The sequence below is a fragment of the Geobacillus sp. LYN3 genome (assembly GCF_003064505.1).
Classification (GTDB): domain Bacteria; phylum Bacillota; class Bacilli; order Bacillales; family Anoxybacillaceae; genus Parageobacillus_B; species Parageobacillus_B toebii.
This window is the reverse complement of sequence record NZ_QCWL01000001.1, coordinates 2,734,048-2,759,716: the sequence shown is the minus strand read 5'-3', so window position 1 is coordinate 2,759,716 and position 25,669 is coordinate 2,734,048. Positions and strand designations below refer to the sequence as shown.

General features: G+C 42.4%; 25 protein-coding genes and 1 other annotated feature. All 25 genes read left to right on the top strand.

Features of this window, described 5'->3' with window-relative positions; genetic code table 11:
- Positions 1 to 208: 208 nt before the first annotated feature.
- The 25 genes from DCC82_RS14440 (at position 209) to DCC82_RS14320 (ending at position 25,508) form a co-directional block, all read left to right on the top strand.
- Positions 209 to 1,390, top strand: a complete 1,182-nt coding sequence (locus tag DCC82_RS14440; RefSeq protein ID WP_015864782.1) for an IS701 family transposase — start codon at positions 209 to 211, stop codon at positions 1,388 to 1,390.
- A gap of 87 nt (positions 1,391 to 1,477) precedes the next feature.
- Entirely contained in the window at positions 1,478 to 1,933 is a 456-nt protein-coding gene (locus DCC82_RS14435) for a DUF441 domain-containing protein (RefSeq protein ID WP_015864781.1), read from the top strand.
- A gap of 294 nt (positions 1,934 to 2,227) precedes the next feature.
- On the top strand, positions 2,228 to 3,346 hold the full coding sequence (gene citZ, locus DCC82_RS14430) for a citrate synthase (protein WP_097354858.1): 1,119 nt from the start codon (positions 2,228 to 2,230) through the stop codon (positions 3,344 to 3,346).
- A 74-nt stretch (positions 3,347 to 3,420) separates the two neighbouring features.
- The gene (gene icd / locus DCC82_RS14425) at positions 3,421 to 4,695 is read left to right on the top strand and encodes an NADP-dependent isocitrate dehydrogenase (protein ID WP_015864779.1); all 1,275 of its coding nucleotides are present in this window, start codon (positions 3,421 to 3,423) and stop codon (positions 4,693 to 4,695) included.
- Positions 4,696 to 4,717: 22 nt separating this feature from the next.
- A complete protein-coding gene (gene mdh / locus DCC82_RS14420; RefSeq protein ID WP_097354857.1) occupies positions 4,718 to 5,656 on the top strand; it encodes a malate dehydrogenase in 939 nt (312 codons plus the stop codon).
- An 83-nt stretch (positions 5,657 to 5,739) separates the two neighbouring features.
- Positions 5,740 to 6,210, top strand: coding sequence for a MaoC/PaaZ C-terminal domain-containing protein (locus DCC82_RS14415; protein WP_097354856.1), 471 nt, complete (start codon positions 5,740 to 5,742; stop codon positions 6,208 to 6,210).
- Between the two features lie 88 nt (positions 6,211 to 6,298).
- Positions 6,299 to 7,003, top strand: coding sequence for a response regulator transcription factor (locus tag DCC82_RS14410; RefSeq protein ID WP_015864776.1), 705 nt, complete (start codon positions 6,299 to 6,301; stop codon positions 7,001 to 7,003).
- Positions 6,996 to 8,753, top strand: a complete 1,758-nt coding sequence (gene pnpS, locus DCC82_RS14405) for a two-component system histidine kinase PnpS (RefSeq protein WP_097354855.1) — start codon at positions 6,996 to 6,998, stop codon at positions 8,751 to 8,753. Before DCC82_RS14410 ends, pnpS begins: the two co-directional genes overlap by 8 nt.
- 94 nt (positions 8,754 to 8,847) lie before the next feature.
- The gene (gene polA / locus DCC82_RS14400) at positions 8,848 to 11,484 is read left to right on the top strand and encodes a DNA polymerase I (RefSeq protein ID WP_097354854.1); all 2,637 of its coding nucleotides are present in this window, start codon (positions 8,848 to 8,850) and stop codon (positions 11,482 to 11,484) included.
- A gap of 15 nt (positions 11,485 to 11,499) precedes the next feature.
- A complete protein-coding gene (gene mutM, locus DCC82_RS14395; RefSeq protein WP_097354853.1) occupies positions 11,500 to 12,324 on the top strand; it encodes a DNA-formamidopyrimidine glycosylase in 825 nt (274 codons plus the stop codon).
- Between the two features lie 105 nt (positions 12,325 to 12,429).
- On the top strand, positions 12,430 to 13,029 hold the full coding sequence (gene coaE / locus DCC82_RS14390) for a dephospho-CoA kinase (RefSeq protein ID WP_015864772.1): 600 nt from the start codon (positions 12,430 to 12,432) through the stop codon (positions 13,027 to 13,029).
- Positions 13,030 to 13,150: 121 nt separating this feature from the next.
- A complete protein-coding gene (locus tag DCC82_RS14385) occupies positions 13,151 to 14,179 on the top strand; it encodes a glyceraldehyde-3-phosphate dehydrogenase (RefSeq protein ID WP_015864771.1) in 1,029 nt (342 codons plus the stop codon).
- A 731-nt stretch (positions 14,180 to 14,910) separates the two neighbouring features.
- Positions 14,911 to 15,285: an adenosylmethionine decarboxylase gene (gene speD / locus DCC82_RS14380; RefSeq protein WP_003248680.1), complete on the top strand. Its 375-nt coding sequence runs from the start codon at positions 14,911 to 14,913 to the stop codon at positions 15,283 to 15,285.
- 135 nt (positions 15,286 to 15,420) lie between these two features.
- Positions 15,421 to 15,819: a hypothetical protein gene (locus DCC82_RS14375; protein ID WP_062679221.1), complete on the top strand. Its 399-nt coding sequence runs from the start codon at positions 15,421 to 15,423 to the stop codon at positions 15,817 to 15,819.
- 68 nt (positions 15,820 to 15,887) lie between these two features.
- On the top strand, positions 15,888 to 16,349 hold the full coding sequence (gene nrdR, locus DCC82_RS14370) for a transcriptional regulator NrdR (RefSeq protein WP_015864769.1): 462 nt from the start codon (positions 15,888 to 15,890) through the stop codon (positions 16,347 to 16,349).
- A gap of 73 nt (positions 16,350 to 16,422) precedes the next feature.
- Entirely contained in the window at positions 16,423 to 17,808 is a 1,386-nt protein-coding gene (locus DCC82_RS14365) for a replication initiation and membrane attachment family protein (protein ID WP_097354852.1), read from the top strand.
- Positions 17,809 to 17,823: 15 nt separating this feature from the next.
- Positions 17,824 to 18,759: a primosomal protein DnaI gene (gene dnaI, locus DCC82_RS14360; RefSeq protein ID WP_187252140.1), complete on the top strand. Its 936-nt coding sequence runs from the start codon at positions 17,824 to 17,826 to the stop codon at positions 18,757 to 18,759.
- 98 nt (positions 18,760 to 18,857) lie between these two features.
- Complete coding sequence (gene ytxC, locus DCC82_RS14355; protein WP_097354850.1) at positions 18,858 to 19,730, top strand: putative sporulation protein YtxC; 873 nt, start codon at positions 18,858 to 18,860, stop codon at positions 19,728 to 19,730.
- 349 nt (positions 19,731 to 20,079) lie between these two features.
- Positions 20,080 to 22,014, top strand: a complete 1,935-nt coding sequence (thrS, locus tag DCC82_RS14350; RefSeq protein WP_097354849.1) for a threonine--tRNA ligase — start codon at positions 20,080 to 20,082, stop codon at positions 22,012 to 22,014.
- 167 nt (positions 22,015 to 22,181) lie between these two features.
- Positions 22,182 to 22,315 (top strand) — a sequence feature (ribosomal protein L20 leader region).
- Positions 22,316 to 22,358: 43 nt separating this feature from the next.
- A complete protein-coding gene (infC, locus tag DCC82_RS14345; RefSeq protein WP_015864764.1) occupies positions 22,359 to 22,931 on the top strand; it encodes a translation initiation factor IF-3 in 573 nt (190 codons plus the stop codon).
- 20 nt (positions 22,932 to 22,951) lie between these two features.
- Positions 22,952 to 23,152, top strand: a complete 201-nt coding sequence (gene rpmI / locus DCC82_RS14340; RefSeq protein WP_015864763.1) for a 50S ribosomal protein L35 — start codon at positions 22,952 to 22,954, stop codon at positions 23,150 to 23,152.
- A 25-nt stretch (positions 23,153 to 23,177) separates the two neighbouring features.
- A complete protein-coding gene (gene rplT, locus DCC82_RS14335; protein ID WP_015864762.1) occupies positions 23,178 to 23,537 on the top strand; it encodes a 50S ribosomal protein L20 in 360 nt (119 codons plus the stop codon).
- A gap of 62 nt (positions 23,538 to 23,599) precedes the next feature.
- Positions 23,600 to 23,857, top strand: coding sequence for a DUF1294 domain-containing protein (locus DCC82_RS14330; protein ID WP_015864761.1), 258 nt, complete (start codon positions 23,600 to 23,602; stop codon positions 23,855 to 23,857).
- Positions 23,858 to 23,868: 11 nt separating this feature from the next.
- Entirely contained in the window at positions 23,869 to 24,354 is a 486-nt protein-coding gene (locus DCC82_RS14325; RefSeq protein ID WP_015864760.1) for a dUTP diphosphatase, read from the top strand.
- Positions 24,355 to 24,422: 68 nt separating this feature from the next.
- On the top strand, positions 24,423 to 25,508 hold the full coding sequence (locus DCC82_RS14320; protein ID WP_015864759.1) for a M42 family metallopeptidase: 1,086 nt from the start codon (positions 24,423 to 24,425) through the stop codon (positions 25,506 to 25,508).
- Positions 25,509 to 25,669: the final 161 nt, after the last annotated feature.

Below are 25,669 nucleotides of genomic sequence, written 5' to 3'. Positions count from 1 at the left end.
TCAACCAGCCGAACGCGGCAGCCAATTAGGCTAGTTGCAAGCCCACGGCTTTAGCCGTTGGGTAGTTGACGCTCTGAATATTTTAATTACTGTAGATGAGCAAAATCACTAACATAAATTTACATCGAAACAAAAAAGGAGACATGAACCCGATTCCTTGGTTAGAATAGATGTGCTACCAAACCATTCACAAGGAGGTTCATGTCTCATGAATAGATTAGCACATCATCAAGGAATTCACAAGTTTTTCACGATGTTGGGGTTGACCCTTTATTTTTCAAAACCTGTTATGAAGCATCTCGTTCATATCGTGGATGCGATGATCACGAAGGGCTTTTCGGGAACATTGACCGATCTTCATCATGGGAGCTTTCATCCGAACCACCGCACGACACTCAGCCATTTTTTCACGAAAAGTCCGTGGGAGGAAGAGACACTGCTTCGCAAACTCCAGCAGTGGATCCTTCGTCGTGTCGAACGCATCGCCAAACAGGAGAATCAACCCTTGTTTGTTTCGATCGATGATACGATTTGCCAAAAAACCAAGCCTTCGTCACGGGCAACACACGCGATTCAGGGATGTGATTGGCACTACTCTCACTCAGAGAAAAAATCGATTTGGGGCCATTCTCTTGTTTGGTTCATGGTTCATACTGCAACCCAGGCGTTTCCCTTTGCCTTCCGCCTCTACGACAAGACGGCGGGAAAAAGCAAAGGGGAACTCGCGATCGAGATGCTTTCTTCGTTGGATGTACGCCGTCCCGTTTATGTGCTGATGGATTCGTGGTATCCATCGAAAGCGCTCGTGGAAGCTTGTCTGAAAAAAGGATTCCACGTCATCGCGATGCTCAAGACGAACCGGATTCTCTATCCGAACGGCGTTGCCGTCCAAGCGAAGCAGTTGGCCCGCTCCATCGAACCGAATGACACTCACCTCGTCACGGTGGGAGAAGAGCATTATCGCGTCTATCGTTACGAAGGAGCGCTCAACGGTCTCGACCATGCGGTGGTGCTGCTCGCTTGGAAAGCCGATCAGCCGATGACATCGGAACATCTTCACTGCGTCTTGAGCACCGACCGGGAGCTAAGCGATGAAGAGATCTTGCGCTACTATGCCCAGCGTTGGTCGATCGAATGCTTTTTTCGACAAGCGAAAGACCAGCTGAAGCTCGATGGGTACCGCGTTCGTCAACGTTGGGCGGTGAAACGGTATTGGATCTTGGTGCAACTCGCTTATGTGTACAGTATGGTCGAATCCAACAGCGATTTCTCTACCGGGCTTGACTTCCTTCGAAAGAAGAAAGGACATAGCCTCGTGGAGTTTATTTACGATGCAGCGAAACAAGATATTCCCATTGATGTCGTTAAAAAACAGCTTCATGTGGCATAAGGGGTACTCCGTTTGTCTCTTTTTACATGGTAATTATTGTAATGAAAATTGCTCAACTACAGTTAATTAAAGAAAGGAAGAGAGTTAGTGGGCGAACCAATATTGTTTTTACTTATTTTATTTATTATCGGATTTATTGCCAAAAACCAATCATTAATGATTGCGGTTGCTATTTTATTAATTATTAAAATGGTCGGGATGGGAGAAAAGTGGCTGCCTATCGTCCATGAAAAAGGAATTCATTGGGGAGTTACGGTGATCACGATTGCTGTATTGGCGCCGATTGCTACGGGAGAGATTGGTTTTAGACAATTAATCGCATCACTGCAGTCGCTTTCGGCTTGGATCGCGCTATTATCAGGAATCTTTGTCGCATTAGTCGCGAAAGGTGGAGTCACATTATTGGCAACGGACCCGCATATGACGGCTGCTCTCGTATTTGGGACGATTATTGCAGTGTCGCTTTTTCATGGCGTTGCTGTCGGTCCACTAATCGGTGCGGGGATTGCTTATATGGTGATGAAAGTGATAGAATATTTTTAAATAGTTATTTAAACCGAATTTATTTTTTTGTAATAATATTTAAAGAATAAGAGGATTTGGATTCACAAAAGTCAGATAATTGTTTATAATATAGACGTAATCCTATTTAGCGGCATCCCCGCTGCCGCTTTTTATTCTAGCAAAAGGCGGCGGACAACAGGGAATATATTATAAAAAATGTAAGCACTTTCTACATTAAACTTTTTTTACTTTTATTTCGAGCAAGCGCTCACTCTCATATCGTATAAATTGCAATTGAGAGAAGGGGAATTTTAAAGAAAAGGAGAGATCACGATGACAGTTACACGCGGTCTAGAAGGGGTTGTGGCAACCACGTCAAGCATTAGCTCGATTATTGATGACACGCTAACATACGTAGGCTATGACATTGATGATTTGGCAGAAAACGCTTTGTTCGAAGAGGTTATTTATTTGCTTTGGCATCGTGAACTTCCGACGAGACAACAGTTGGAAGAGCTAAAACAGCAATTGGCGGAAAATGCGGCAATTCCGAAAGAAATTATTGAACATTTTAAACAGTATCCAATCGACAAAGTTCATCCGATGGCAGCATTGCGGACAGCGATTTCTATGTTAGGGCTATACGACGAAGAAGCAGATGTAATGACAAAAGAAGCAAACTATCGCAAAGCGATTCGTTTGCAAGCAAAAATTCCTACAGTTGTTACAGCATTCGCCCGCGTCCGCAAAGGGTTGGAGCCTGTCGAGCCAAGAAAAGATTTAGGATTTGCAGCTAACTTCCTTTACATGTTGACAGGCAAAGAACCAAATGAAACGGCTGTTGAAGCGTTTAACAAAGCGCTTGTTTTACATGCGGATCATGAATTAAACGCATCGACATTTACTGCACGTGTTTGCGTAGCGACATTATCAGATGTTTACTCTGGTGTGACAGCGGCGATTGGAGCGTTGAAAGGACCGCTTCACGGGGGCGCAAATGAAGCAGTCATGAAAATGTTAAAAGAAATTGGAACGATTGATAATGTAGAATCATATATCTACAAAAAGTTAGAAAATAAAGAAAAAATCATGGGCTTTGGCCATCGCGTTTACCGAAAGGGCGATCCGCGTGCGAAACATTTGAAAAAGATGTCGGAAAAATTAACGAAGCTTGTTGGTGAACCACATTGGTATGAAATGTCAGTGAGAATTGAAGAAATTGTTACTTCCGAAAAATCACTGCCACCAAACGTTGATTTTTACTCGGCATCTGTTTATCACTGCTTAGGAATTGATCATGACTTATTTACGCCGATTTTTGCAGTAAGCCGTATGTCTGGATGGCTTGCCCATATTTTAGAACAATACGATAACAATCGTCTCATTCGTCCGCGCGCGGAATACACAGGTCCGGCAAAAAGGGCATATGTGCCGATTGAACAACGCGGCTGATTATGTTTATAGTTTATAAAAGGTGAGAAGATATAATTATTCTCACCTTTAACAAAATATATTTGGAGGTTGTTATGGTGGCGCAAGGTGAAAAAATTACTGTAACAAATGGTGTGTTAAATGTACCAAACAATCCAATTATTCCATTTATTGAAGGGGATGGGACAGGTCCAGACATTTGGGCTGCCGCATCTCGTGTGTTGGAAGCAGCAGTAGAAAAGGCGTATAAAGGGGAAAAGAAAATCGTTTGGAAAGAAGTTCTCGCAGGGGAAAAAGCGTACAAACAAACCGGCGAGTGGCTTCCACAAGAAACCATTGATGTTATTCGGGAATACATAATCGCGATCAAAGGTCCGCTGACGACTCCAGTTGGCGGGGGAATTCGTTCATTGAACGTAGCGCTTCGCCAAGAGTTGGATTTATTCGTTTGCTTGCGTCCGGTCCGTTATTTTAAAGGTGTACCTTCTCCGGTAAAACGTCCAGAAGATACAGATATGGTCATTTTCCGTGAAAACACGGAAGATATTTATGCTGGAATTGAGTATGCCAAAGGGACACCAGAAGTGAAAAAAGTGATTGATTTCTTGCAAAATGAAATGGGCGTTCGCAAAATCCGCTTCCCAGAAACTTCTGGTATCGGTATTAAGCCAATTTCCGAACAAGGAACGAAACGGTTAGTGCGCGCCGCAATCAACTATGCGATTGAACACGGGCGAAAATCGGTTACGCTTGTTCATAAAGGAAATATTATGAAATTTACGGAAGGCGCGTTTAAAAATTGGGGCTATGAATTAGCAGAAGAAGAATTCAGCGACAAAGTATTTACGTGGGCGCAATATGACCGCATTGTCGAAACAGAAGGAAAAGAAGCAGCGAACAAGGCGCTGGCGGAAGCAGAAGAAGCCGGAAAAATTATTATCAAAGACGTCATTGCCGATATTTTCTTACAACAAATTTTAACGCGTCCGCGCGAATTTGATGTGGTTGCAACGATGAACTTAAACGGCGACTATATTTCTGACGCGTTAGCAGCACAAGTTGGCGGCATTGGTATCGCTCCGGGAGCAAACATTAACTACGAAACAGGGCATGCCATTTTTGAAGCTACTCACGGAACGGCTCCGAAATATGCAGGATTGGATAAAGTGAACCCATCATCGGTCATTTTATCTGGTGTGATGATGTTTGAGCATCTCGGCTGGAACGAAGCGGCAAAACTCATTGTCAAAGCAATGGAAAAAACGATTGCCGCAAAAATCGTTACATACGATTTTGCTCGTCTCATGGAGGGCGCTACGGAAGTAAAATGTTCAGAATTCGCTGACGCACTCATCCGGAATATGGAATAAAACTGGGAGAGGATGGGGAAAAATGACAATGAAACGCAAAAAAATCTCAGTGATCGGTGCGGGATTTACCGGAGCAACCACCGCATTTATTTTGGTGCAAAAAGAACTAGGAGACGTCGTTCTTGTCGATATTCCACAATTAGAAAATCCGACAAAAGGAAAAGCGTTGGACATGTTGGAATCAAGTCCAGTGCTAGGTTTTGATGCAAATATTATCGGCACTTCCGATTATGCGGATACTGCCGATTCCGATATTGTTGTTATTACAGCAGGGATCGCACGCAAACCAGGCATGAGCCGCGACGATCTTGTTACAACAAACCAAAAAATTATGAAACAAGTAACAAAAGAAGTCGTCAAATATTCGCCGAATTGCTATATTATCGTATTGACGAACCCTGTTGATGCGATGACATATACGGTATTTAAAGAATCTGGATTTCCGAAAAACCGGGTAATCGGTCAATCTGGCGTATTAGACACAGCTCGTTTTCGCACGTTTGTTGCACAAGAGTTGAATATTTCTGTGAAAGACGTTACTGGTTTTGTATTAGGAGGACATGGTGATGACATGGTGCCGCTCGTTCGTTACTCCTATGCTGGCGGCATTCCGCTCGAAAAATTAATTCCGAAAGACCGCCTAGACGCGATTGTGGAACGCACTCGCAAAGGCGGCGGTGAAATCGTGAACTTATTGGGCAATGGAAGTGCTTATTACGCTCCTGCTGCATCGCTTGCAGAAATGGTGGAAGCGATTATTAAAGATCAACGCCGCATTCTTCCAGCAATCGCTTATCTTGAAGGCGAATACGGTTACGAAGGCATTTACTTGGGTGTGCCGACGATTTTAGGCGGAAACGGCATTGAAAAAGTCATCGAACTAGAGCTTACTGAAGAAGAAAAAGCGGCGCTTGCCAAATCCGTCGAATCTGTCAAAAACGTGATGAGAGTATTAGAATAATGGCAAAGGCAAAAATTCGGGAATCCCCCGAATTTTTGCCACATATTTATTGAAAGCGCTTTCTAAACAAAGGGGTGTTTTAAGTGCTGAGAAAACGAAAACTAGGGAGAAATATATCAGAAATCACGGTCGGGGAAAAATTAGTAATTAACGCCAAAATGGAAGATAAAGATTTATTGCTTTATCTTGGATTAACAGATGATGCGAATCCGTTATACATTCAACACGATTACGCTTCACAGACACCGTTTAAAAAGCCGATTGTTCCAGCGGTGATGCTGACAGGCATGATCACATCGGCTATTTCGAAATATTTGCCGGGGCCGGGAAGCCATATTACAAAGCAGGAAATTCATTTTCTGAAGCCGGTTTACCATTATGAACAATTGCAATTTTTGTTTGAAGTGACGGAAGTAGATGAAGAATGCCATCATATTACGATTGCTGTCGAAGCGATACGTCAAGAATCAGAAAAAGTGTTAGAAGGTATTTTATCCGTCTGTCCGCCGTATGCACTGCCAACATTGGATAGCTGGGCATTAGAAAATTTTTAAATGAAAAAACCGCCTTATTTGAGGCGGTTTTTTGCATGTTTATGGTATGATAAAAACGAATAATATTATTGATGTGGTGGGGGCGTATATGTGTAAAAAAGTATTAGTCGTTGATGATGAGCAATCGATTGTCACACTTTTAACATACAATTTGGAACAAGCGGGTTTTACGGTTTTGACCGCAAATGACGGCGAGGAAGCAATAGAAAAGGTAGCTTTCGAACAGCCAGCATTTATTATTCTTGATTTGATGCTGCCAAAGCTCGATGGGGTGGAAGTATGTAAACAATTGCGCCAGCAAAAAGTGATGACACCGATTTTAATGTTAACAGCGAAAGATGATGAATTTGATAAAGTGCTTGGGCTTGAACTCGGCGCTGATGATTATATGACAAAGCCGTTTAGTCCGCGTGAAGTAGTAGCGAGAGTAAAAGCGATTTTGCGGCGCACGCAGCTTTCTAATGGAGAAATGGAAACAAAAGAAATAGTCATCGGAGATTTAAAGATTCTTCCTGACAGCTATGAGGCATATTTTCGTGGGGAGCGGCTTGAGCTGACTCCAAAAGAATTTGAACTGCTTGTTTATTTAGCAAAACATAAAGGTCGAGTATTAACGAGGGATCAACTGCTAAGTTCGGTATGGAACTATGATTTTGCTGGGGATACTCGTATTGTCGATGTTCACATCAGCCATTTGCGTGAAAAAATTGAACAAGATACAAAAAAACCTATATATATTAAAACAATAAGAGGGCTTGGATATAAACTAGAGGGGCCAAAGCGGAATGACTAGCTTCCGATCGCGTCTATTGTTTGGGCTCGTGACATTAATTGTCACGGTATTGATTTGTCTCGGTATATTGCTTGGGCAGTTGTTTAAAGACTTTTATGTGGAAACTATGAATATACGAATGGAAAAGGAAGCAAAAGCAATTGCCATTTTATTAAAAAATGAATCACTTGATCTAATTCGCCAAGATTTACAAGAGATGAGCGAAGCGTTATCGTCACGTATTACCATATTAGATAACCATGAAAAAACGTTGTTTGATACAGGACATGTTGCTCATATTAGCGATGAAGACCATGAACAGATCATTCGCAATATTTTGCGGAGAAACCAATTAAATCAATTTTCCGTTATTGAAAAAACAGATGATGTCTATTACTATATCGTTCCTTTTACAAAAAACGGGAAAAACGCGGGATATGTCATTTTAAGCTCCCCGACCAATTCGTTAAAAAAAGTGACTCAGCAAATTTGGGGGGTATTAATTAGCAGTTTAGGTACAGCACTTATTGTCATTATTTTGTTAGGGCTAAAAATAGCTGATCAATATATGAAACCGATCGAAGCAGCAACAAAAGTGGCATTTGAATTGGCAAAAGGGAATTATAAAGCGAGAGTTCCGCATGTAAAAAATAATGAAACAGGAATGCTCGTCCATTCTATTAACCGGCTTGCCCGCAATTTGCAAGAGATAAGCAAGGCGCGGGAAATGGAAACAGACCGTTTGCATACACTGATTGAAAACGTCGGAATTGGGCTCATTTTGATCGATAGCCGGGGATATATCAATTTAATTAACCGCGCCTTTAAAGAGAGTTTCCATATTCATCCGGTTGATTATTTATACCGGCCGTATACAGAAGCGTTTGCCCATAAAGAAATTGTTCAACTTGTAAATGAAATTTTTATGAAAGAAACAAAAATTCGCAAACAGCTGTTGCTGACGATCGGGATTGATCGAAAGCATTTTGAAGTATACGGTGCCCCAATTATTGGAACGAATGATGAATGGAAAGGGATTGTTCTTGTTTTCCATGATATTACTGAACTGAAAAAACTAGAACAAATGCGCAAAGATTTTGTTGCGAACGTATCCCATGAATTAAAAACACCGATTACGTCGATTAAAGGGTTTGCTGAGACATTGCTTGATGGCGCGATGAAAGATGAACAAACGCTGGAGTATTTTTTGTCGATTATTTGGAAAGAAAGCGAACGATTGCAAACGTTAGTGCAAGATTTGCTCGATTTGTCGAAAATAGAGCAGCAAGGATTTCGACTTCATTTGGAAACGGTGGATCTTGCGGATCTTTTGCGTGAAATTGCCGTCATGTTTCAACAAAAGGCCGAAGAAAAAGGGATTGATTTTTATTTGCATGCGCCAAAATTGGTATATATGGAAGGAGATGAGAACCGCATTAAGCAAATATTTATTAATTTAATTACAAATGCTTTAACGTATACACCGAAAGGCGGAAAAGTGGAATTAATGATAGAGGAAAAAGAAAAAGAAATTCTTGTTCACGTAAAAGATACAGGGATCGGCATTGATGAACAGGAGATCCCACGCATTTTTGAGCGGTTTTACCGTGTGGATAAGGCAAGAGGCCGCAACTCCGGCGGGACTGGTTTGGGGCTGGCCATTGTAAAACATTTAGTGGAAGCACATCACGGTCATATTACGGTAAAAAGCACGGTCGGAAAAGGAACGACATTTACGGTGCATTTTCCGAAACAAATGCAGTTCGATTAGTGGAAAGATGAGGACGAAAAAATGTTCTCGTCTTTTTTATTTACAAAGCAAATCATGTTACAATAAGAACAAGAGTGTTGGAGGAGGGAATGTTTTGAAGAAGAAACTCGTACTCATTGATGGAAATAGCATTGCGTACCGCGCTTTTTTTGCGCTGCCGCTTTTACATAACGATAAAGGGATTCATACGAATGCGGTGTATGGATTTACGATGATGTTAATGAAAATCTTAGAAGAAGAAAAGCCGACACATATGCTCGTTGCCTTTGATGCGGGAAAAACGACATTTCGCCACAAGACGTTTGAAGAATATAAAGGAGGACGGCAGCAAACGCCTCCGGAATTATCCGAACAGTTTCCACTATTACGGGAGCTGCTTGATGCGTACCGAATTCGTTTCTATGAGTTGGAAAATTATGAAGCGGACGATATTATTGGTACGTTATGCACAAAAGCGGAAAAGGAAGGATTTGAAGTAAAAGTTATTTCCGGAGACCGCGATTTAACACAGCTTGCATCGGATCATGTAACGGTAGATATTACAAAAAAAGGTATCACCGATGTGGAATCCTATACTCCAGAAACAGTGCAAGAGAAATACGGATTAACACCGGAGCAAATTATTGATTTAAAAGGATTGATGGGAGATAAGTCTGATAATATTCCAGGGGTGCCGGGAATTGGCGAAAAAACGGCATTAAAGCTGTTAAAAGAGTTTGGCACGATTGAAAACATATTAGACTCGATCGAGCAAGTCAGCGGAAATAAACTGAGAGAGAATTTGGCGAAATACCGCGACATTGCTCTGATGAGCAAACAGCTGGCAACCATTTTACGCGATGCTCCAGTTGATCTTTCGTTAGAGGATATAGAATATAACGGATATGATGTTGATAAAGTGATTGCTCTATTTAAAGAACTTGGTTTTAACTCGCTTCTTGAAAAAATGGCGGCCCCGCAAGGCGAAGAAGAAACGGAGGTTGCGCTATCGGACATCGATTATACGATCGTCGATGAGGTGACAGAATCCATTTTGTCCGATAAGGCGGCCCTCGTTGTCGAGGTATTGGAGTCAAATTATCATAAGGCGCCGATTTTAGGCTTTGCGATCGCCAATGAGCATGGAAACTTCTTTATTCGTACAGATACCGCGTTGTCGTCTTCTTTATTTACAACATGGCTGGAAGATGAATCAAAGAAAAAAAGCGTTTTTGACGGCAAGCGGGCAATCGTTTCTTTAAAATGGCAAGGAATACAGTTGCGCGGTATTCAATTTGATTTATTAATCGCTTCGTATTTGTTAAATCCATCCCAATCTACAGAAGATGTCGCTTCTATTGCAAAAACGAAGCAATATACAGACGTTCAGTCAGACGAAGCAATATATGGAAAAGGCGCGAAACAAAAAATTCCGGATGAACCAGTTTTAGCGGAACATCTCGTGCGTAAAGCAGCGGCGATACGCGCATTAGAGCAAGATTTTATTTGCGATTTACAGGAAAATGAGCAATATTCTTTATTCACTGATTTGGAATTGCCCCTATCTTCCATTCTTGCGGAGATGGAGTTTACCGGTGTGAAAATTGATGTCAAGCGGTTAAAAGAGATGGGCGAAGAATTGACGGAACAGCTAAAAGAAATAGAACAAGAAATTTACGAATTAGCTGGTCAAGAGTTCAACATCAATTCACCAAAACAGTTAGGTGTCATTTTGTTTGAAAAGCTGCAACTGCCTGTATTGAAAAAAACGAAAACAGGCTATTCCACATCGGCGGAAGTGCTCGAAAAACTTGCGCCTCAACATGAAATTGTCGAGAAAATTTTGCATTACCGCCAATTAGGAAAACTGCAATCAACGTATATCGAAGGGTTATTAAAAGTGGTGCATCATGACACGAACAAAGTTCATACGATTTTTAACCAAGCGCTCACCCAGACAGGACGGTTGAGCTCTACGGAACCAAATTTGCAAAACATCCCGATTCGTTTAGAAGAAGGGCGAAAAATCCGACAAGCGTTCGTTCCATCAGAACCGGATTGGGTGATTTTTTCCGCGGATTATTCGCAAATTGAATTGCGTGTGCTTGCCCATATTGCAAATGATGAAAATTTAATTGATGCGTTTCGTCACGATTTAGATATTCATACGAAAACAGCAATGGATATTTTTCATGTGAATGAAGATGAAGTGACGCCAAACATGCGCCGGCAAGCGAAAGCGGTAAACTTTGGCATTGTTTACGGCATCAGCGACTATGGGCTGTCGCAAAACTTAAATATTACTAGGAAGGAAGCAAGTGAATTTATTAAACGATATTTTGAGATTTTTCCAGGGGTAAAGCAATATATGAAAGATATCGTCCAAGAGGCAAAACAAAAAGGTTATGTTACTACGCTTTTGCATCGTCGCCGCTATTTGCCGGACATTACAAGCCGAAACTTCAACTTGCGCAGCTTTGCGGAACGAACAGCGATGAATACACCGATTCAAGGGAGCGCTGCCGATATTATTAAAAAAGCGATGATCGATTTATCGAATCGGTTGAAAAAAGAAAACATGAAAGCACGAATGTTGCTGCAGGTGCATGACGAACTCATTTTGGAAGCGCCTAAAGAAGAAGTAGAACGATTGCAACAAATTGTTCCGGAAGTAATGGAAAATGCGGTGCAATTACGGGTACCGCTTAAAGTGGATTATCATTTTGGACCAACATGGTATGACGCAAAGTAAAGGAAGGGATTACGTATGCCAGAACTGCCGGAAGTCGAAATCATTCGTCGCACTCTTATTCCATTAACCGCCGGTAAAACCATTGCCGATATCCAAGTATTTTGGCCAAAAATCATTAAGTATCCGGCAGATGTTACCGAATTTATTGAAACAATGAAAGGACAAACAATTCGTGATATTCATAGACGGGGGAAATTTTTAAAATTTACTCTTGATGAACATGTGCTTATTTCTCATTTGCGTATGGAAGGACGTTATGCGGTTTGTAAAAAGGAAGATCCTATCGAACCGCATACGCATATTATTTTCCGATTTATAGACGGCACAGAACTTCGCTATCGCGACGTAAGAAAATTTGGAACGATGCATCTTTATCGAAAAGGAGAAGAAGAGGCGCGGCTGCCTTTGTCACAGTTAGGTCCTGAACCGTTTTCGGAAACATTTACTGCCAATTTTCTTGCACAGCGGCTGCGAAAAACGAACCGTACGATCAAAACGGCACTTCTTGACCAAACGGTTGTCGTTGGGCTCGGCAATATTTATGTAGATGAGTCACTATTCCGTGCTGGAATCCATCCTGAACGTATCTCGTCGTCATTAACTGACGAGGAAGTTGCTCGCTTACATCGCGAAATGGTGACAATATTACAAGAAGCGATTGAAAAAGGAGGAAGCACGGTAAGGTCATACGTTAACACAAATGGAGAAGTAGGAACGTTTCAACTGCAGTTATTTGTGTACGGACGAAAAGGAGAACCGTGCCAACGCTGCGGGCAGCCGATTCAAAAAACGGTTGTTGCCGGCCGGGGGACTCATTATTGTGCATTTTGTCAGCATTAATATAAATGCGACTTGATATGGCTGACGTAGGCAAGTCAATGACTTGCCTACGTCCCGCAAAGCGCACACAAATTTATTATTCTGCACTTTTAGGGAGAGGAAAATATGACACTTACGATCGGATTAACAGGCGGCATCGCGAGCGGAAAAAGCACAGTAACGGAGATGATTCGCGGTCTTGGCATACCCGTTATTGATGCCGATCAAGTTGCTCGCGATGTCGTCAAAGTGGGAGAGGAAGCGTACGAACAAATTATTAAGACGTTTGGACAGGACATTTTGCAGGAAAATGGGGAAATTGACCGAGCGAAATTAGGAGCGATCGTTTTTTATAATGAGCAGGAACGAAAAAAGCTGAACGCCATCGTGCATCCGGCTGTCCGCCGGCGTATGCTTGCCGAAAAAGAAGCGTACGTTCAAAAAGGTGCAAAAACGATCGTTTTAGATATTCCGCTTTTATTTGAAAGCGAACTTACTCACTTGATTGATAAAATCATTGTTGTATATGTTGATAATGATATCCAGCTTGAGCGCTTGATGAAACGGAACGGTTTTTCCGAAGAGGAGGCGCTTGCAAGAATTCGATCGCAAATGCCGCTTCATGAAAAGGTGAAAAAAGCGGATGCGGTCATCAACAATAACGGAACAATTGAAGAAACCAAACAACAACTTTTCCAAATTTTAAAAGAATGGAACGCCCTATAAAAAAAGGGCGTTTTTTTTATTATTTTGATGATTTTTTTCTCCACATATCATAAAAATATGATATACTATTTATGTACAAATCGGTTAATTAGTATAACATATATATGAGAGGAGAACATAAATGAAAGCGAAAGTGGCGATTAATGGGTTCGGACGAATCGGGAGAATGGTATTCCGCAAGGCGATTTATTCCCCGGATCTGGATATCGTAGCGATTAATGCGAGTTACCCATCCGAAACGTTAGCGCATTTAATAAAATATGATTCGAATCATGGGAAATTTGATGGTGAAGTGGTCCCACTAGAAGATGGGCTTCTTGTCAACGGTAAAAAAGTTAAGCTGCTCAGTTCGCGCGATCCGAAAGAGTTGCCGTGGAAAGAGTTGGATATTGACATTGTGATCGAAGCAACAGGAAAATTTAATTCCCGGGAAAAAGCAAGCCTTCACCTAGAGGCAGGAGCCAAACGAGTGATTTTAACAGCACCTGGGAAAAATGAGGATGTAACGATTGTCGTTGGCGTAAACGAACATGTGCTTGACATTGACCAACACTTTATTATTTCCAACGCCTCTTGTACAACAAACTGCCTTGCTCCTGTTGTGAAAGTTCTTGATGAGGCGTTTGGAATTGAAAACGGTTTAATGACGACCGTTCATGCATATACGAACGACCAAAAAAATATTGATAATCCGCATAAAGATTTGCGCCGTGCGCGCTCTTGCGGGCAATCGATCATTCCAACAACGACCGGTGCGGCAAAAGCGTTAGGATTAGTACTGCCTCACTTAAAAGGAAAATTGCACGGAATGGCGCTCCGCGTTCCGACGCCAAACGTATCGTTAGTCGATTTAGTCGTGGATGTGAAAAAAGAGGTAACAGTAGAAGAAGTAAACGAGACGTTTATTCGCGCAGCAAACGGTCCGCTAAAAGGAATTCTTGATTTTACAATGGAACCGCTTGTTTCCATCGACTTCAACACGAATCCACACTCAGCGATTATTGATGGATTGTCCACGATGGTGATGGAAGGGCGCAAAATCAAGGTGTTAGCCTGGTACGATAATGAGTGGGGTTATTCTTGCCGCGTCGTCGATTTAGCGAATATGATAGCAAATAAAATGAAGGAAAAGTTAAGCGTAAACGTATAATAAAAAAGCTGGCCATTGCGGCCAGCTTTTAGCTTTGGTGCGCCCCGAATCAGTCTACAGGAAGGAAAGCACGGAATTCGTTTAACAGTGTCCGCTGTTTTTTCAACACGGTCAATCATATGCCGGTTTACACGGCGATTCATATTTCCCTGCTGGAAAATCATGCGTGATCATAATGACCCTTTGATATCATTATAAAATGCGTTCCGTTCGGAAACAGTAAGATGTAGATGGCAAAAAATACTCTCTTAATAACCTGAACCTCCCGATGGCTAAAGCCAAGGGGTTCTTGTGTACTATAGAGCTTCTTCCATACCTTCGCATGGATACTGACTCTAATTCCACAAGACTTTCATGGGCAAACACCTCACTGGTGCTTATCGCCCTGTGCGCCCGATTCAAGACGTTGGATTTTTCTTCTCTATAAGAGTAGTATACCATCTTTGACTACGTCAAAGCAATCGGTTCATCCCATGTCTAAAGACGGGCTACACCCTGCATGGGCTTTCTCCGATTGTACTTGTAAAAATACAAAAAAGGATATTGAAAAAAATATGTAAACAAAGTATACTATGTCTCGTGAACTTCTTAAAGGCAACGGTAATGTGACTACTTAAAGGGTTAGGACCTCTTAGGACTAACTTTCCCCCGTGGTAGTTATACATGCCATATTGCAAAAGAGTTTCATGCTTTATTTTTTAAGAAAATTTGTTTGAAGGGGGATTAATGGAATGGACACAATGGGTCGTCACGTTATCTCAGAATTATGGGGATGCGATTTTGATAAGCTGAACGACATCGAATTTATTGAGAAAACGTTTGTTGATGCTGCGTTGAAATCTGGAGCAGAAATTCGCGAAGTCGCATTCCACAAGTTTGCGCCACAAGGTGTTAGTGGAGTTGTTATTATTTCTGAATCGCACTTGACTATTCATACGTTTCCAGAACATGGATATGCAAGTATCGATGTTTACACATGTGGACACTTAGATCCGACAATTGCGGCGGATTATATCGCCGATAAACTTGGAGCACAAACGCGCGAAACGATTGAACTTCCGCGTGGCATGCGTCCAATTGAAGTGAAAAAAGCACAAGCATTATAATTAACGAGCGAAATTAAAAGAGGTGCGAAAGACGCGCCTCTTTTTTACTTGTCTAATATACATCTTAGTCAAAAATGATGATATGATAATAGTAATTACGGAGCGTTATAAACAGAAAAATAAGGGGAAGTAATGATGAGTGTTTGGAAAAAGCTGAAATATGCGCTAACCAATCATTGTGAAACGAGAGAAAATCATGAGGACGAACAGTTGCGGAGCCGTTACTATAAGGCGACAAATAATACTGTAATCCAGACGGTAAAAGAATTGTTCACTTCTTCACCTGATTATGAATTATTATCTGTTTCTGAAGAAAGAGGAGAGTTCAGCGCGACAACTCGCCGTGGAAAAAAAGTATTCATTGTGGTTACTGTCATTTCCGTTCGCCCGCTAGAGACAGCGGTCGATTTTTCGGTCACAACGGAAACAACCTTTTTGCCATTTGATTTTGGGCGGAGTCGGCAGGTCATCATTGATTTATATCGAAAATTGGACCAACGCCTTCCATACATTGGGTCGGGAATGAACGCATAGCGAAACAACTTGCCCGCTGTTATTTGTTCCGTTATCATAAAGATAAGAATAAAAACGGAGTTGGTTATATGAGATGCCCATCATGCCAGCATCACGGCACAAGAGTCCTTGATTCGCGTCCGGTGGATGAAGGACGTTCGATTCGGCGCAGACGGGAATGCGAACAATGCCACTATCGCTTTACAACATTTGAAAAAGTGGAAGAAATGCCGCTGATTGTCGTGAAAAAACAAGGAATGCGCGAAGAATTTAGCCGTGATAAAATTTTGCGCGGTTTAATTAAAGCGTGTGAAAAGCGTCCTGTTGCTTTAGAAGAACTCGAAAAAATTACGCAGGACATTGAAAGGGAGCTTCGCAATCAAGGAGTAGCGGAAGTGAAAAGCGAAACGATCGGTGAAATGGTGATGGAACGTTTATCGAAAGTGGACGAGGTTGCTTACGTCCGTTTTGCTTCCGTGTATCGCCAATTTAAAGATTTAAATGTATTTATTGAAGAACTAAAAGAGCTAATTAAAAAAGAACAACGTTAAAAAGGGCTTTTTGCGCAATAGATAATAAGCCCTTTTTTTCATCGTTAAAACTTAATACGGAAGGTCGAGAATAATGGAACATCATTGGAAAGAATTAATTCCTGTTGATCGTTATACGGTACGGAGCAATGGAGTGTTGCATGATTTTGACCGAAAAGTGCTCACTCTCCTTTATCAACCGCTAATAGGCCATCGGGCATTAACTCTTTATATGACGTTATGGTGCGAGCAGGAGCTTCTTTCGGAAAAAGAAACGACCCATCATAGTTTAATGGTGCTTATGCAATGCAGTTTGCGAGAAATCTATGAAGAACGTTTAAAATTAGAAGGAATTGGGCTATTAAAGACGTATGTCAATAATGAAGAACCGAAATTGTTTATTTATGAGCTGCAGCCGCCGCTTACACCAGAGCAATTTTTCATGGATGGAATGCTTAACGTTTTCCTCTATAACCGTATCGGCAAACATAAGTTTCAAGAGCTGAAACAGTTCTTTTCCACCCCATCCATTGACCAAACGAAATTTTCTCCTATTACTCGCGCGTTTCATGATGTATTTGCGTCTGTGCATGTGGAACAAATGGTTGCTAATATGAATGAAGAAACGCAAGAAGATTTGCGGCTTGTTGATGGGTATGAGTATATCAGCAGAAAAGAGAATACGTACGAACTTAGCGATGATGTATTTGATTTCGAACTATTTTTTGCCGGTTTATCTAAACATATGGTGCCAAAGCGGGCGATTACGGCAAAGGTAAAAGAAGCGATAAAAAAATTAGCCTTTTTATACGGTGTTGGACCGCTTGACATGCAAAAAATTGTCATGAGTGTGATTGATCCGTCTAACCATATTGATATCGATGCATTGCGGAAAGCCGTTCATGAGTGGTATGAATTTGAACGCGGAGATTCTCCTCCTAACTTAAGTTCGCGGGTGCAGCCGCTTCCGTATCGTACGATGACGAATGTCGAACCAAAAACGAAAGAGGAACTGTTGATAAAGCAGCTTGAAACCATTTCCCCCCGCCAATTGTTAATAGAAATATCTGGCGGAGCCGAACCATCGATGAGCGATTTGCAGCTGATTGAGGACATTATGTTTCAACAAAAATTGCTTCCGGGTGTTGTGAACGTATTAATTTATTATGTGATGTTGCGTACAAATATGAAACTATCCAAAGCATATGTTGAAAAAATTGCCAGTCATTGGTCGCGGAAAAAAGTACGCACCGTCAAAGAGGCAATGGAGCTGGCAAAGCAAGAAGCAAAAACATATCAAAGCTGGGCAAATGAAAAAAGCAAAAGAACAAACAGAAAAGCAGTGCGAAAAGAATTGTTGCCAGAATGGCTTAATATGGATTATAGTCAAAACGATGATCAAGACAAAGAGGAAAATATCAATATCGAAGAAAAGCGCCGGGAATTAGAGGAACGATTAAAAAAATACCGCAATGAATAATAGGATGTGGAAATGATGGAACGAATGGATCAACTGTTAAATCGACTGCTTCATAAAAAAGATTTTCAACAGCGCTATGAACAAATGAAACGACAAATTTTGTCACACCCAGAAGTACAAGCATTTTTACGTGAACACGAGCGGGAAATTACAAAAGAGATGATAGACCGCAGTTTAATGAAGCTGTATGAGTTTATGGAGCAAAGCAAAAACTGCGCACAATGCCCTAGTTTAGATCAATGCAAAAACTTTTTAAAAGGATATCATCCTCATCTTGTTATAAAAGGAACTGTCATTGATGTCGAGTATGACCGCTGTCCGGCAAAAATAAAATATGATGAACGAAAACGGCAGGAATCACTGATTCAAAGTTTGTTTGTTCCGCGTGAAATTTTGCAAGCTTCGCTGTCTGACATTGATCTTACCGATGAGGGACGAATGAATGCGATTGAACTTGCCGATCGTTTTGTTTCGGAGTATGAGCCGGGAAAAAAGATGAAAGGACTTTATTTATACGGATCATTCGGCGTTGGAAAAACGTATATTCTTGGCGCGATCGCCAACGCGCTTGCGCAAAAAAACGTTTCGTCCCTTATCGTGTATGTGCCGGAATTTTTCCGTGAGTTAAAAAGCTCGCTGCAAGACCAAACGATTAATGAAAAACTCGATTATGTCAAAAAGGTGCCGATTTTAATGCTTGATGATATCGGCGCGGAATCAATGTCAAGCTGGGTGCGCGATGACTTATTAGGTCCTATTTTGCAATATCGGATGTTTGAAAACTTGCCGACATTTTTTACGTCGAACTTTGATTTACAGCAATTAGCGCATCATTTGACCTATTCGCAGCGCGGGGAAGAAGAGCAGATGAAAGCTGCGCGCATTATGGAGCGGATCCGTTATTTGGCACATCCAGTAGAAATAAAAGGAAGAAATCGCCGGCTTGAATAGGATATTTCCTTAGTGGAAATATCCTTTTTTATTCTAAACGACCGTTTGTCCCCATATATATAGAACAAGCATTTAACTCGTAAAAGGGGGGACAACGTTTGATTGAAATTTATTTTGAACAAGCCAATGATGCTGAAAAGTTGTTTTGTTTGCTGAAAGAAAGGCAGAAAAAAACAATGAATCTGCTCTTTCAAGCAACATACAATGGAGATTCCCTCGTCACGATTTACATATATGACAACACCGATCAGGTTATTTTATCAGATTTAATACCAGCAATGACAAAATTTATTCTTCGTTTTATCGAAGATCGGCTATTATTATCGATTATTTCTGGCACGTTTTATTTTCAAGATAAAGAAGAACAACATCAAATTTTACAGCTTGCCCATTCCTTTCTCGATGGGGAGAGATATGATTATCGAAAGGGAAAGCAATCTTCCATTTCACGGGAAACATTGATTGCGAACGCGCTACAGCACTTTTTAAAAGATGGTCTTTCCTTTTCCTTTTCATCCTTTATTACGTTTCGCCTGAAGCCATATATGGAACGGCTCCAACACTACGTCGAACTTGCTATTGATGAATATAAACTAGAGCAGGAATATCAAAATTTTGTGCAAATGTTGCGTGACTGTGTGGCATCCAAAAAGCCGAAATTATCCGTCATTCATTTAGTCCACAAGCCGCCATCTTTTCTTTTTTTTGATGAAAAGTTATGCGAAATAACAGCGAGTGAATTAAAACAAATGATCGACCGTAATTTGATCATCAGCCAGCCGATGTACATTGATTCTTCCATATTAGCACCGCTTGTGTCTATTGCACCGAACGTCATTTATTTGTATACAGACGATATCGATGATGGGATGATTCAAACGATTCAAAATGTATTTCAAGAGCGGATTTTCCTCTGCAGCCAAAGCGATTTTGCAAAATATCGAGCCATCGGTGCAAAACAAGATAGATGAACTTGATTTTTTCCTATACTCATTCTATAATAACGTACATAAAAGAAATCCGGAAAAGTGATGATGAGGACACGGGTGTATTTTTACGGTTTCCAGAGAGGGAAGGCATCGGCTGCAACCTTCCTAACACGAAAAATACACTTACCACCTCGGAGCTGCGGCAGTGAACGACGTAAGTCTAGTAATTGTCGACGGTACGACCGTTATTCTATTCGAGCCATCGCCAGAGGCGAAGTATGTCTTTTTTGCCGGCGGTGGGAAGAAGGGTGGAACCACGAAACAAACTCGTCCCTTTGTTGAGGGAGGAGTTTTTTTATTTTCAACACGAAAGAAGGAGGAGGAAAAGTGTATGTCGGAAATGATTCGCATTACATTCCCTGATGGAGCGGTAAAGGAGTTTCCAAAAGGAACAACGACAGAACAAATCGCTGCATCGATTAGCCCGGGATTAAAGAAAAAAGCGATTGCCGGCAAACTAAACGATCGTTTTATTGATTTGCGCACACCGATTCAGGAAGATGGATCGATTTCGATCATTACGCAAGATATGCCAGAAGCGCTGGACATTTTGCGCCATAGTACTGCCCATTTAATGGCCCAAGCGATTAAGCGTCTGTATAAAAATGTAAAACTTGGCGTCGGTCCGGTCATTGAAAATGGTTTCTATTACGATATCGATATGGAAGAATCATTAACGCCGGAAGACTTGCCGAAAATTGAACAAGAAATGCGGAAAATTGTGAAAGAAAACTTGGAAATTGTCCGGAAAGAAGTGAGCCGCGAAGAAGCGATTCGCCTTTACGAAGAAATTGGCGATGATTTAAAACTGGAATTAATTAACGATATTCCAGAAGGAGAAACGATCTCCATTTACGAACAAGGCGAATTTTTTGACCTTTGCCGCGGTGTCCACGTTCCATCGACAGGAAAAATTAAAGAGTTTAAGTTGTTGAACATCTCAGGAGCGTACTGGCGCGGAGACAGCAATAATAAAATGCTGCAGCGCATTTACGGAACGGCGTTCTTCAAAAAAGAAGATTTAGATGAATATCTTCGCCAGTTGCAAGAAGCAAAAGAACGCGATCATCGCAAATTAGGAAAAGAGCTTGAATTGTTTATGACTTCGCAAAAAGTCGGACAAGGGCTGCCACTTTGGCTGCCAAAAGGGGCAACGATTCGCCGCATTATCGAGCGGTATATTGTGGACAAAGAAATTGAATTAGGTTATCAACATGTTTATACACCAGTGCTTGGTAGTGTCGAATTATATAAAACTTCCGGCCACTGGGATCATTACAAAGACAACATGTTCCCGCCGATGGAAATGGACAACGAACAGCTTGTGCTGCGCCCAATGAACTGTCCGCATCATATGATGATTTATAAAAACAAGATTCATAGCTATCGGGAGCTTCCAATTCGCATCGCCGAACTTGGAACGATGCATCGCTATGAAATGTCTGGAGCGCTTTCCGGCTTGCAGCGCGTCCGGGGCATGACATTAAACGATGCTCACATTTTTGTGCGTCCAGACCAAATTAAAGATGAGTTCAAACGCGTCGTTAACTTAATTTTAGAAGTATACAAAGACTTTGGCTTGGATGAATATTCGTTCCGGCTTTCTTACCGCGATCCACATGATAAAGAAAAATATTACGATGATGATGAAATGTGGGAAAAAGCGCAAAACATGCTGCGTGAAGCAATGGATGAATTGGGATTAGAGTATTATGAAGCCGAAGGGGAAGCGGCTTTTTATGGTCCGAAATTAGACGTGCAAGTGCGCACAGCCCTTGGAAAAGACGAAACATTGTCAACGGTGCAGCTTGATTTCTTATTGCCGGAACGCTTTGATTTAACATACATCGGCGAAGACGGCAAACCGCATCGCCCGGTTGTCATCCATCGCGGGGTTGTTTCCACGATGGAACGTTTCGTTGCGTTTCTGATTGAAGAATATAAAGGCGCGTTCCCAACTTGGCTTGCCCCAGTGCAAGTCGAAGTGATCCCTGTGTCGCCAGCAGCGCATCTCGACTATGCGTATAAAGTGAAAGAAGCGTTGCAATCGCAAGGATTCCGCGTCGAAGTCGACGAACGCGATGAAAAAATTGGCTACAAAATTCGTGAAGCGCAAATTCAAAAAATCCCTTACATGCTTGTCGTCGGTGACAAAGAAATGTCAGAAAATGCCGTCAACGTCCGTAAATACGGCGAACAAAAAAGCGAAACGATGTCTCTCGACGATTTTATTGCCGCTCTGAAAGCGGAAGTGCGTCGAAACTAGGCAATACGAAAACCGTGAAGTTCTTTCTTCACGGTTTTCGCATTTTCACTTGCCAAACTGCCAATGATTCGCTATAATGAAAGACGTTGTTTGTCAATCAAGAAAAGCGCCTTGACATGCCACTTCCAAGGTGATATATTGTATAGAGTGAATAGAATACTTGTTTGTGACTAAAGCAGAAGCACCCCGCTTCTCACCTGGTTGACGCCGGCATGGCTGTTGACAGGTCGTTACGGTTCGCGATATTGTTTTCGAACGTAAGTAGTGTGGGTGTCGTATGCATCCACACTTTTTTGTTAGCAGGAAAAGGCTGATGATCGGCTGTTTTTCCGGAACCGCTCAAGTTGGGTGTGCGATGCGACAAACAAGTAATTCGGAAAAAACCTTGGAGGTGGCTGGTTATTAGCAAAGATTTTATTATTAACGAAAATATTCGTGCACGCGAAGTCCGTTTAATTGACCCAAAAGGTGAACAATTAGGAATTAAATCTCGACAAGAGGCGCTTGAAATTGCTGCAAGATTAAATCTTGATTTAGTTCTTGTAGCACCAAATGCGAAACCGCCGGTATGCCGCATCATGGATTACGGCAAATTCCGCTTTGAACAGCAAAAGAAAGAAAAAGAAGCGCGTAAAAAACAAAAAGTCATCAACGTCAAAGAAGTGCGCTTAAGCCCGACGATCGAGGAGCACGACTTTAACACGAAGCTCCGCAACGCGCGCAAGTTCCTTGAAAAAGGCGATAAAGTAAAAGCGACAATCCGCTTTAAAGGACGGGCGATTACGCATAAGGAAATTGGTCAACGCGTCCTTGAACGGTTCTCCGAGGCGTGTTCAGATATCGCCGTCGTCGAAACGGCACCGAAAATGGACGGGCGCAATATGTTTTTAGTGCTAGCACCGAAAAACGATAAATAATCGAGTGAGGAGGAACACCTATGCCAAAAATGAAAACTCATCGTGGCGCTGCAAAGCGTTTCAAAAAGACTGGTACCGGTAAATTAAAACGCGGTCATGCTTATACAAGCCACTTATTTGCCAATAAAACGCAAAAACAAAAACGCAAGCTTCGCAAAGCAACGCTTGTATCTCCTGGCGACTTCAAACGCATTCGCCAGCTGCTTGACAACTTGAAATAATGGAGAAATATAGGAGGGAATATATATGCCACGTGTTAAAGGTGGAACGGTAACGCGCAGACGTCGCAAAAAAGTCCTGAAATTAGCAAAAGGTTATTTCGGAGCGAAACACGCTTTATATAGAGTCGCAAACCAACAAGTAATGAAATCGTTAATGTACGCGTATCGCGACCGCCGTCAACGGAAACGCGATTTCCGCAAACTTTGGATTGCGCGCATCAACGCGGCGGCACGCATGCACGGTCTTTCCTACAGCCGCTTTATGCACGGTCTGAAATTAGCGGGGGTAGAAGTGAACCGCAAAATGTTGGCGGATTTAGCGGTCAATGACCAAGCTGCGTTCGCACAGCTCGCCGACTTGGCGAAAGCAAATTTAAACAAGTAAGGAAGCAATGACCATTCTCGCTGGCGGGAATGGTCTTTTTTCTTACAAGAAAGGAAATGGCAATGGTACAATATAGTTTGGTGATGAATATCATCGGTCTTTTCATCATGGCTATCGATAAATATAAAGCGAAGCGCCATCAATGGCGCATCGCCGAAAAAACGATCTGGCTCGTTTCCTTCATCGGCGGGGCGGCCGGCGCGGCAGCGGGCATGTATTTGTTTCATCATAAAACGCGCCATCGTGCTTTCCGTTATGGCTTGCCGTTTCTCGCGGTGATGGAGATTGTGGCATATGTTTGGCTTTTTAACTTTTTGTAGGGGGTGAAAGGATGGATTTTGCGGCGCTTTACTCGCTGCAGCGTCAGCTCGATGAGCGGATTGAGACGCAGCACGGCCTGATGGAAGAAGATCTGTTTGCAGAAAAACTGCTCGCTTTGCTTGTCGAAATTGGCGAGCTGGCCAATGAAACGCGCTGTTTTAAATTTTGGAGTGTGAAACCGCCGTCTCCGCAAGAAAAAGTGCTCGAAGAATATGTCGACGGCCTGCATTTTATTTTATCGCTCGGCTTGGAATGCGATTTTCTCTATTCCGAGATTCCGCCGCAATCGGCCGCTTTGCCGCTTGTCGATCAGTTTCTCGCTGTTTTTCAAGCCGCAGATGAGTTTGGAAAAACGAAATCGCGGCAAAGCTACGGCCGGTTGTTTACCGAGTATTTGCTGCTTGGCGGGCAGCTGGGCTTTTCTACGGAACAAATCGAACAAGCCTATAAGCAAAAAAATCAAGTCAATCATGAACGGCAAAATCAGAATTATTAACAAATTTTGTACATTATTGGCGGTTTTGGGTATAATAAGGATGGACAAAAACGGAAAGGAGTTTCATAATGGCGAAATTCGATGAAACGTTGACGATGCTGAAGGATTTAACCGATGCGAGAGGCGTCCCTGGAAATGAACGGGAAGCGCGCGAAGTGATGAAAAAGTACATAGCTCCTTACGCCGATGAAGTAACGACAGACGGTCTTGGCAGCTTGATTGCGAAAAAGAAAGGAACAGACGAAGGTCCTAAAATTATGATTGCCGGCCATTTGGATGAAGTCGGCTTTATGGTGACGCAAATCGATGACAAAGGATTTATCCGCTTCCAAACGCTAGGCGGCTGGTGGAGCCAAGTCATGCTAGCGCAGCGTGTCACCATTTTAACGCGTAAAGGAGAAATTACCGGCGTCATCGGTTCGAAACCGCCCCACATTTTGCCGCCGGAAGCGCGCAAAAAGCCAGTCGAAATCAAAGATATGTTCATCGACATCGGCGCGACAAGCCGGGAAGAAGCAATGGAATGGGGCGTGCGTCCGGGCGATTCGATCGTTCCGTATTTTGAATTTACCGTGTTGAACAATGAAAAAATGCTGCTTGCGAAAGCCTGGGACAACCGGATCGGCTGCGCGATTGCGATTGAGGTATTAAAGCAATTAAAAGATGTCGATCACCCGAACGTTGTCTATGGCGTCGGCACGGTGCAGGAAGAAGTCGGTTTGCGCGGAGCGAGAACGGCGGCGCATTTCATCCAGCCGGATATCGCGTTTGCCGTGGATGTCGGCATTGCCGGCGATACGCCGGGAGTTTCCGAAAAAGAAGCGATGGGCAAGCTTGGCGCTGGGCCGCATATCGTCTTATACGACGCAACAATGGTGTCGCATCGCGGTTTGCGCGAATTTGTCATCGATGTTGCCGAAGAACTCAACATTCCGTATCATTTTGATGCAATGCCAGGCGGCGGCACTGACGCCGGCGCGATTCACTTAACGGCAAGCGGCGTGCCGTCGCTGACGATCGCGATTCCAACGCGCTACATCCATTCCCATGCGGCGATTTTGCACCGTGACGATTACGAAAATACGGTAAAATTGCTTGTCGAAGTCATCAAGCGCTTAGACGCGGAAAAAGTAAAACAAATTACATTCGAATGATCAGCGAAGAGAAGCCGGCAAATCAATGTCGGCTTTTCTTTTTAGCGAAGGGATTACAGAAGTCAACTACCCAACGGCTAAAGCCGTGAGCTTGCAGCTAGCCTAATTGGCTGCCGCGTTCGGCTGGTTGACAGCAGCCCTGCGGATGTTTTCCGCAGCCA

What these genes read in the sequence shown, in the direction of transcription:
- DCC82_RS14440 (WP_015864782.1), top strand. Translation starts at nt 209, where the DNA reads ATGAATAGATTAGCACATCATCAAGGAATTCACAAGTTTTTCACGATG.
- citZ (WP_097354858.1), top strand. Translation starts at nt 2,228, where the DNA reads ATGACAGTTACACGCGGTCTAGAAGGGGTTGTGGCAACCACGTCAAGC.
- icd (WP_015864779.1), top strand. Translation starts at nt 3,421, where the DNA reads ATGGTGGCGCAAGGTGAAAAAATTACTGTAACAAATGGTGTGTTAAAT.
- mdh (WP_097354857.1), top strand. Translation starts at nt 4,718, where the DNA reads ATGACAATGAAACGCAAAAAAATCTCAGTGATCGGTGCGGGATTTACC.
- DCC82_RS14410 (WP_015864776.1), top strand. Translation starts at nt 6,299, where the DNA reads ATGTGTAAAAAAGTATTAGTCGTTGATGATGAGCAATCGATTGTCACA.
- pnpS (WP_097354855.1), top strand. Translation starts at nt 6,996, where the DNA reads ATGACTAGCTTCCGATCGCGTCTATTGTTTGGGCTCGTGACATTAATT.
- mutM (WP_097354853.1), top strand. Translation starts at nt 11,500, where the DNA reads ATGCCAGAACTGCCGGAAGTCGAAATCATTCGTCGCACTCTTATTCCA.
- coaE (WP_015864772.1), top strand. Translation starts at nt 12,430, where the DNA reads ATGACACTTACGATCGGATTAACAGGCGGCATCGCGAGCGGAAAAAGC.
- DCC82_RS14385 (WP_015864771.1), top strand. Translation starts at nt 13,151, where the DNA reads ATGAAAGCGAAAGTGGCGATTAATGGGTTCGGACGAATCGGGAGAATG.
- speD (WP_003248680.1), top strand. Translation starts at nt 14,911, where the DNA reads ATGGACACAATGGGTCGTCACGTTATCTCAGAATTATGGGGATGCGAT.
- DCC82_RS14375 (WP_062679221.1), top strand. Translation starts at nt 15,421, where the DNA reads ATGAGTGTTTGGAAAAAGCTGAAATATGCGCTAACCAATCATTGTGAA.
- nrdR (WP_015864769.1), top strand. Translation starts at nt 15,888, where the DNA reads ATGAGATGCCCATCATGCCAGCATCACGGCACAAGAGTCCTTGATTCG.
- DCC82_RS14365 (WP_097354852.1), top strand. Translation starts at nt 16,423, where the DNA reads ATGGAACATCATTGGAAAGAATTAATTCCTGTTGATCGTTATACGGTA.
- dnaI (WP_187252140.1), top strand. Translation starts at nt 17,824, where the DNA reads ATGGAACGAATGGATCAACTGTTAAATCGACTGCTTCATAAAAAAGAT.
- thrS (WP_097354849.1), top strand. Translation starts at nt 20,080, where the DNA reads ATGTCGGAAATGATTCGCATTACATTCCCTGATGGAGCGGTAAAGGAG.
- rpmI (WP_015864763.1), top strand. Translation starts at nt 22,952, where the DNA reads ATGCCAAAAATGAAAACTCATCGTGGCGCTGCAAAGCGTTTCAAAAAG.
- rplT (WP_015864762.1), top strand. Translation starts at nt 23,178, where the DNA reads ATGCCACGTGTTAAAGGTGGAACGGTAACGCGCAGACGTCGCAAAAAA.
- DCC82_RS14330 (WP_015864761.1), top strand. Translation starts at nt 23,600, where the DNA reads ATGGTACAATATAGTTTGGTGATGAATATCATCGGTCTTTTCATCATG.
- DCC82_RS14325 (WP_015864760.1), top strand. Translation starts at nt 23,869, where the DNA reads ATGGATTTTGCGGCGCTTTACTCGCTGCAGCGTCAGCTCGATGAGCGG.
- DCC82_RS14320 (WP_015864759.1), top strand. Translation starts at nt 24,423, where the DNA reads ATGGCGAAATTCGATGAAACGTTGACGATGCTGAAGGATTTAACCGAT.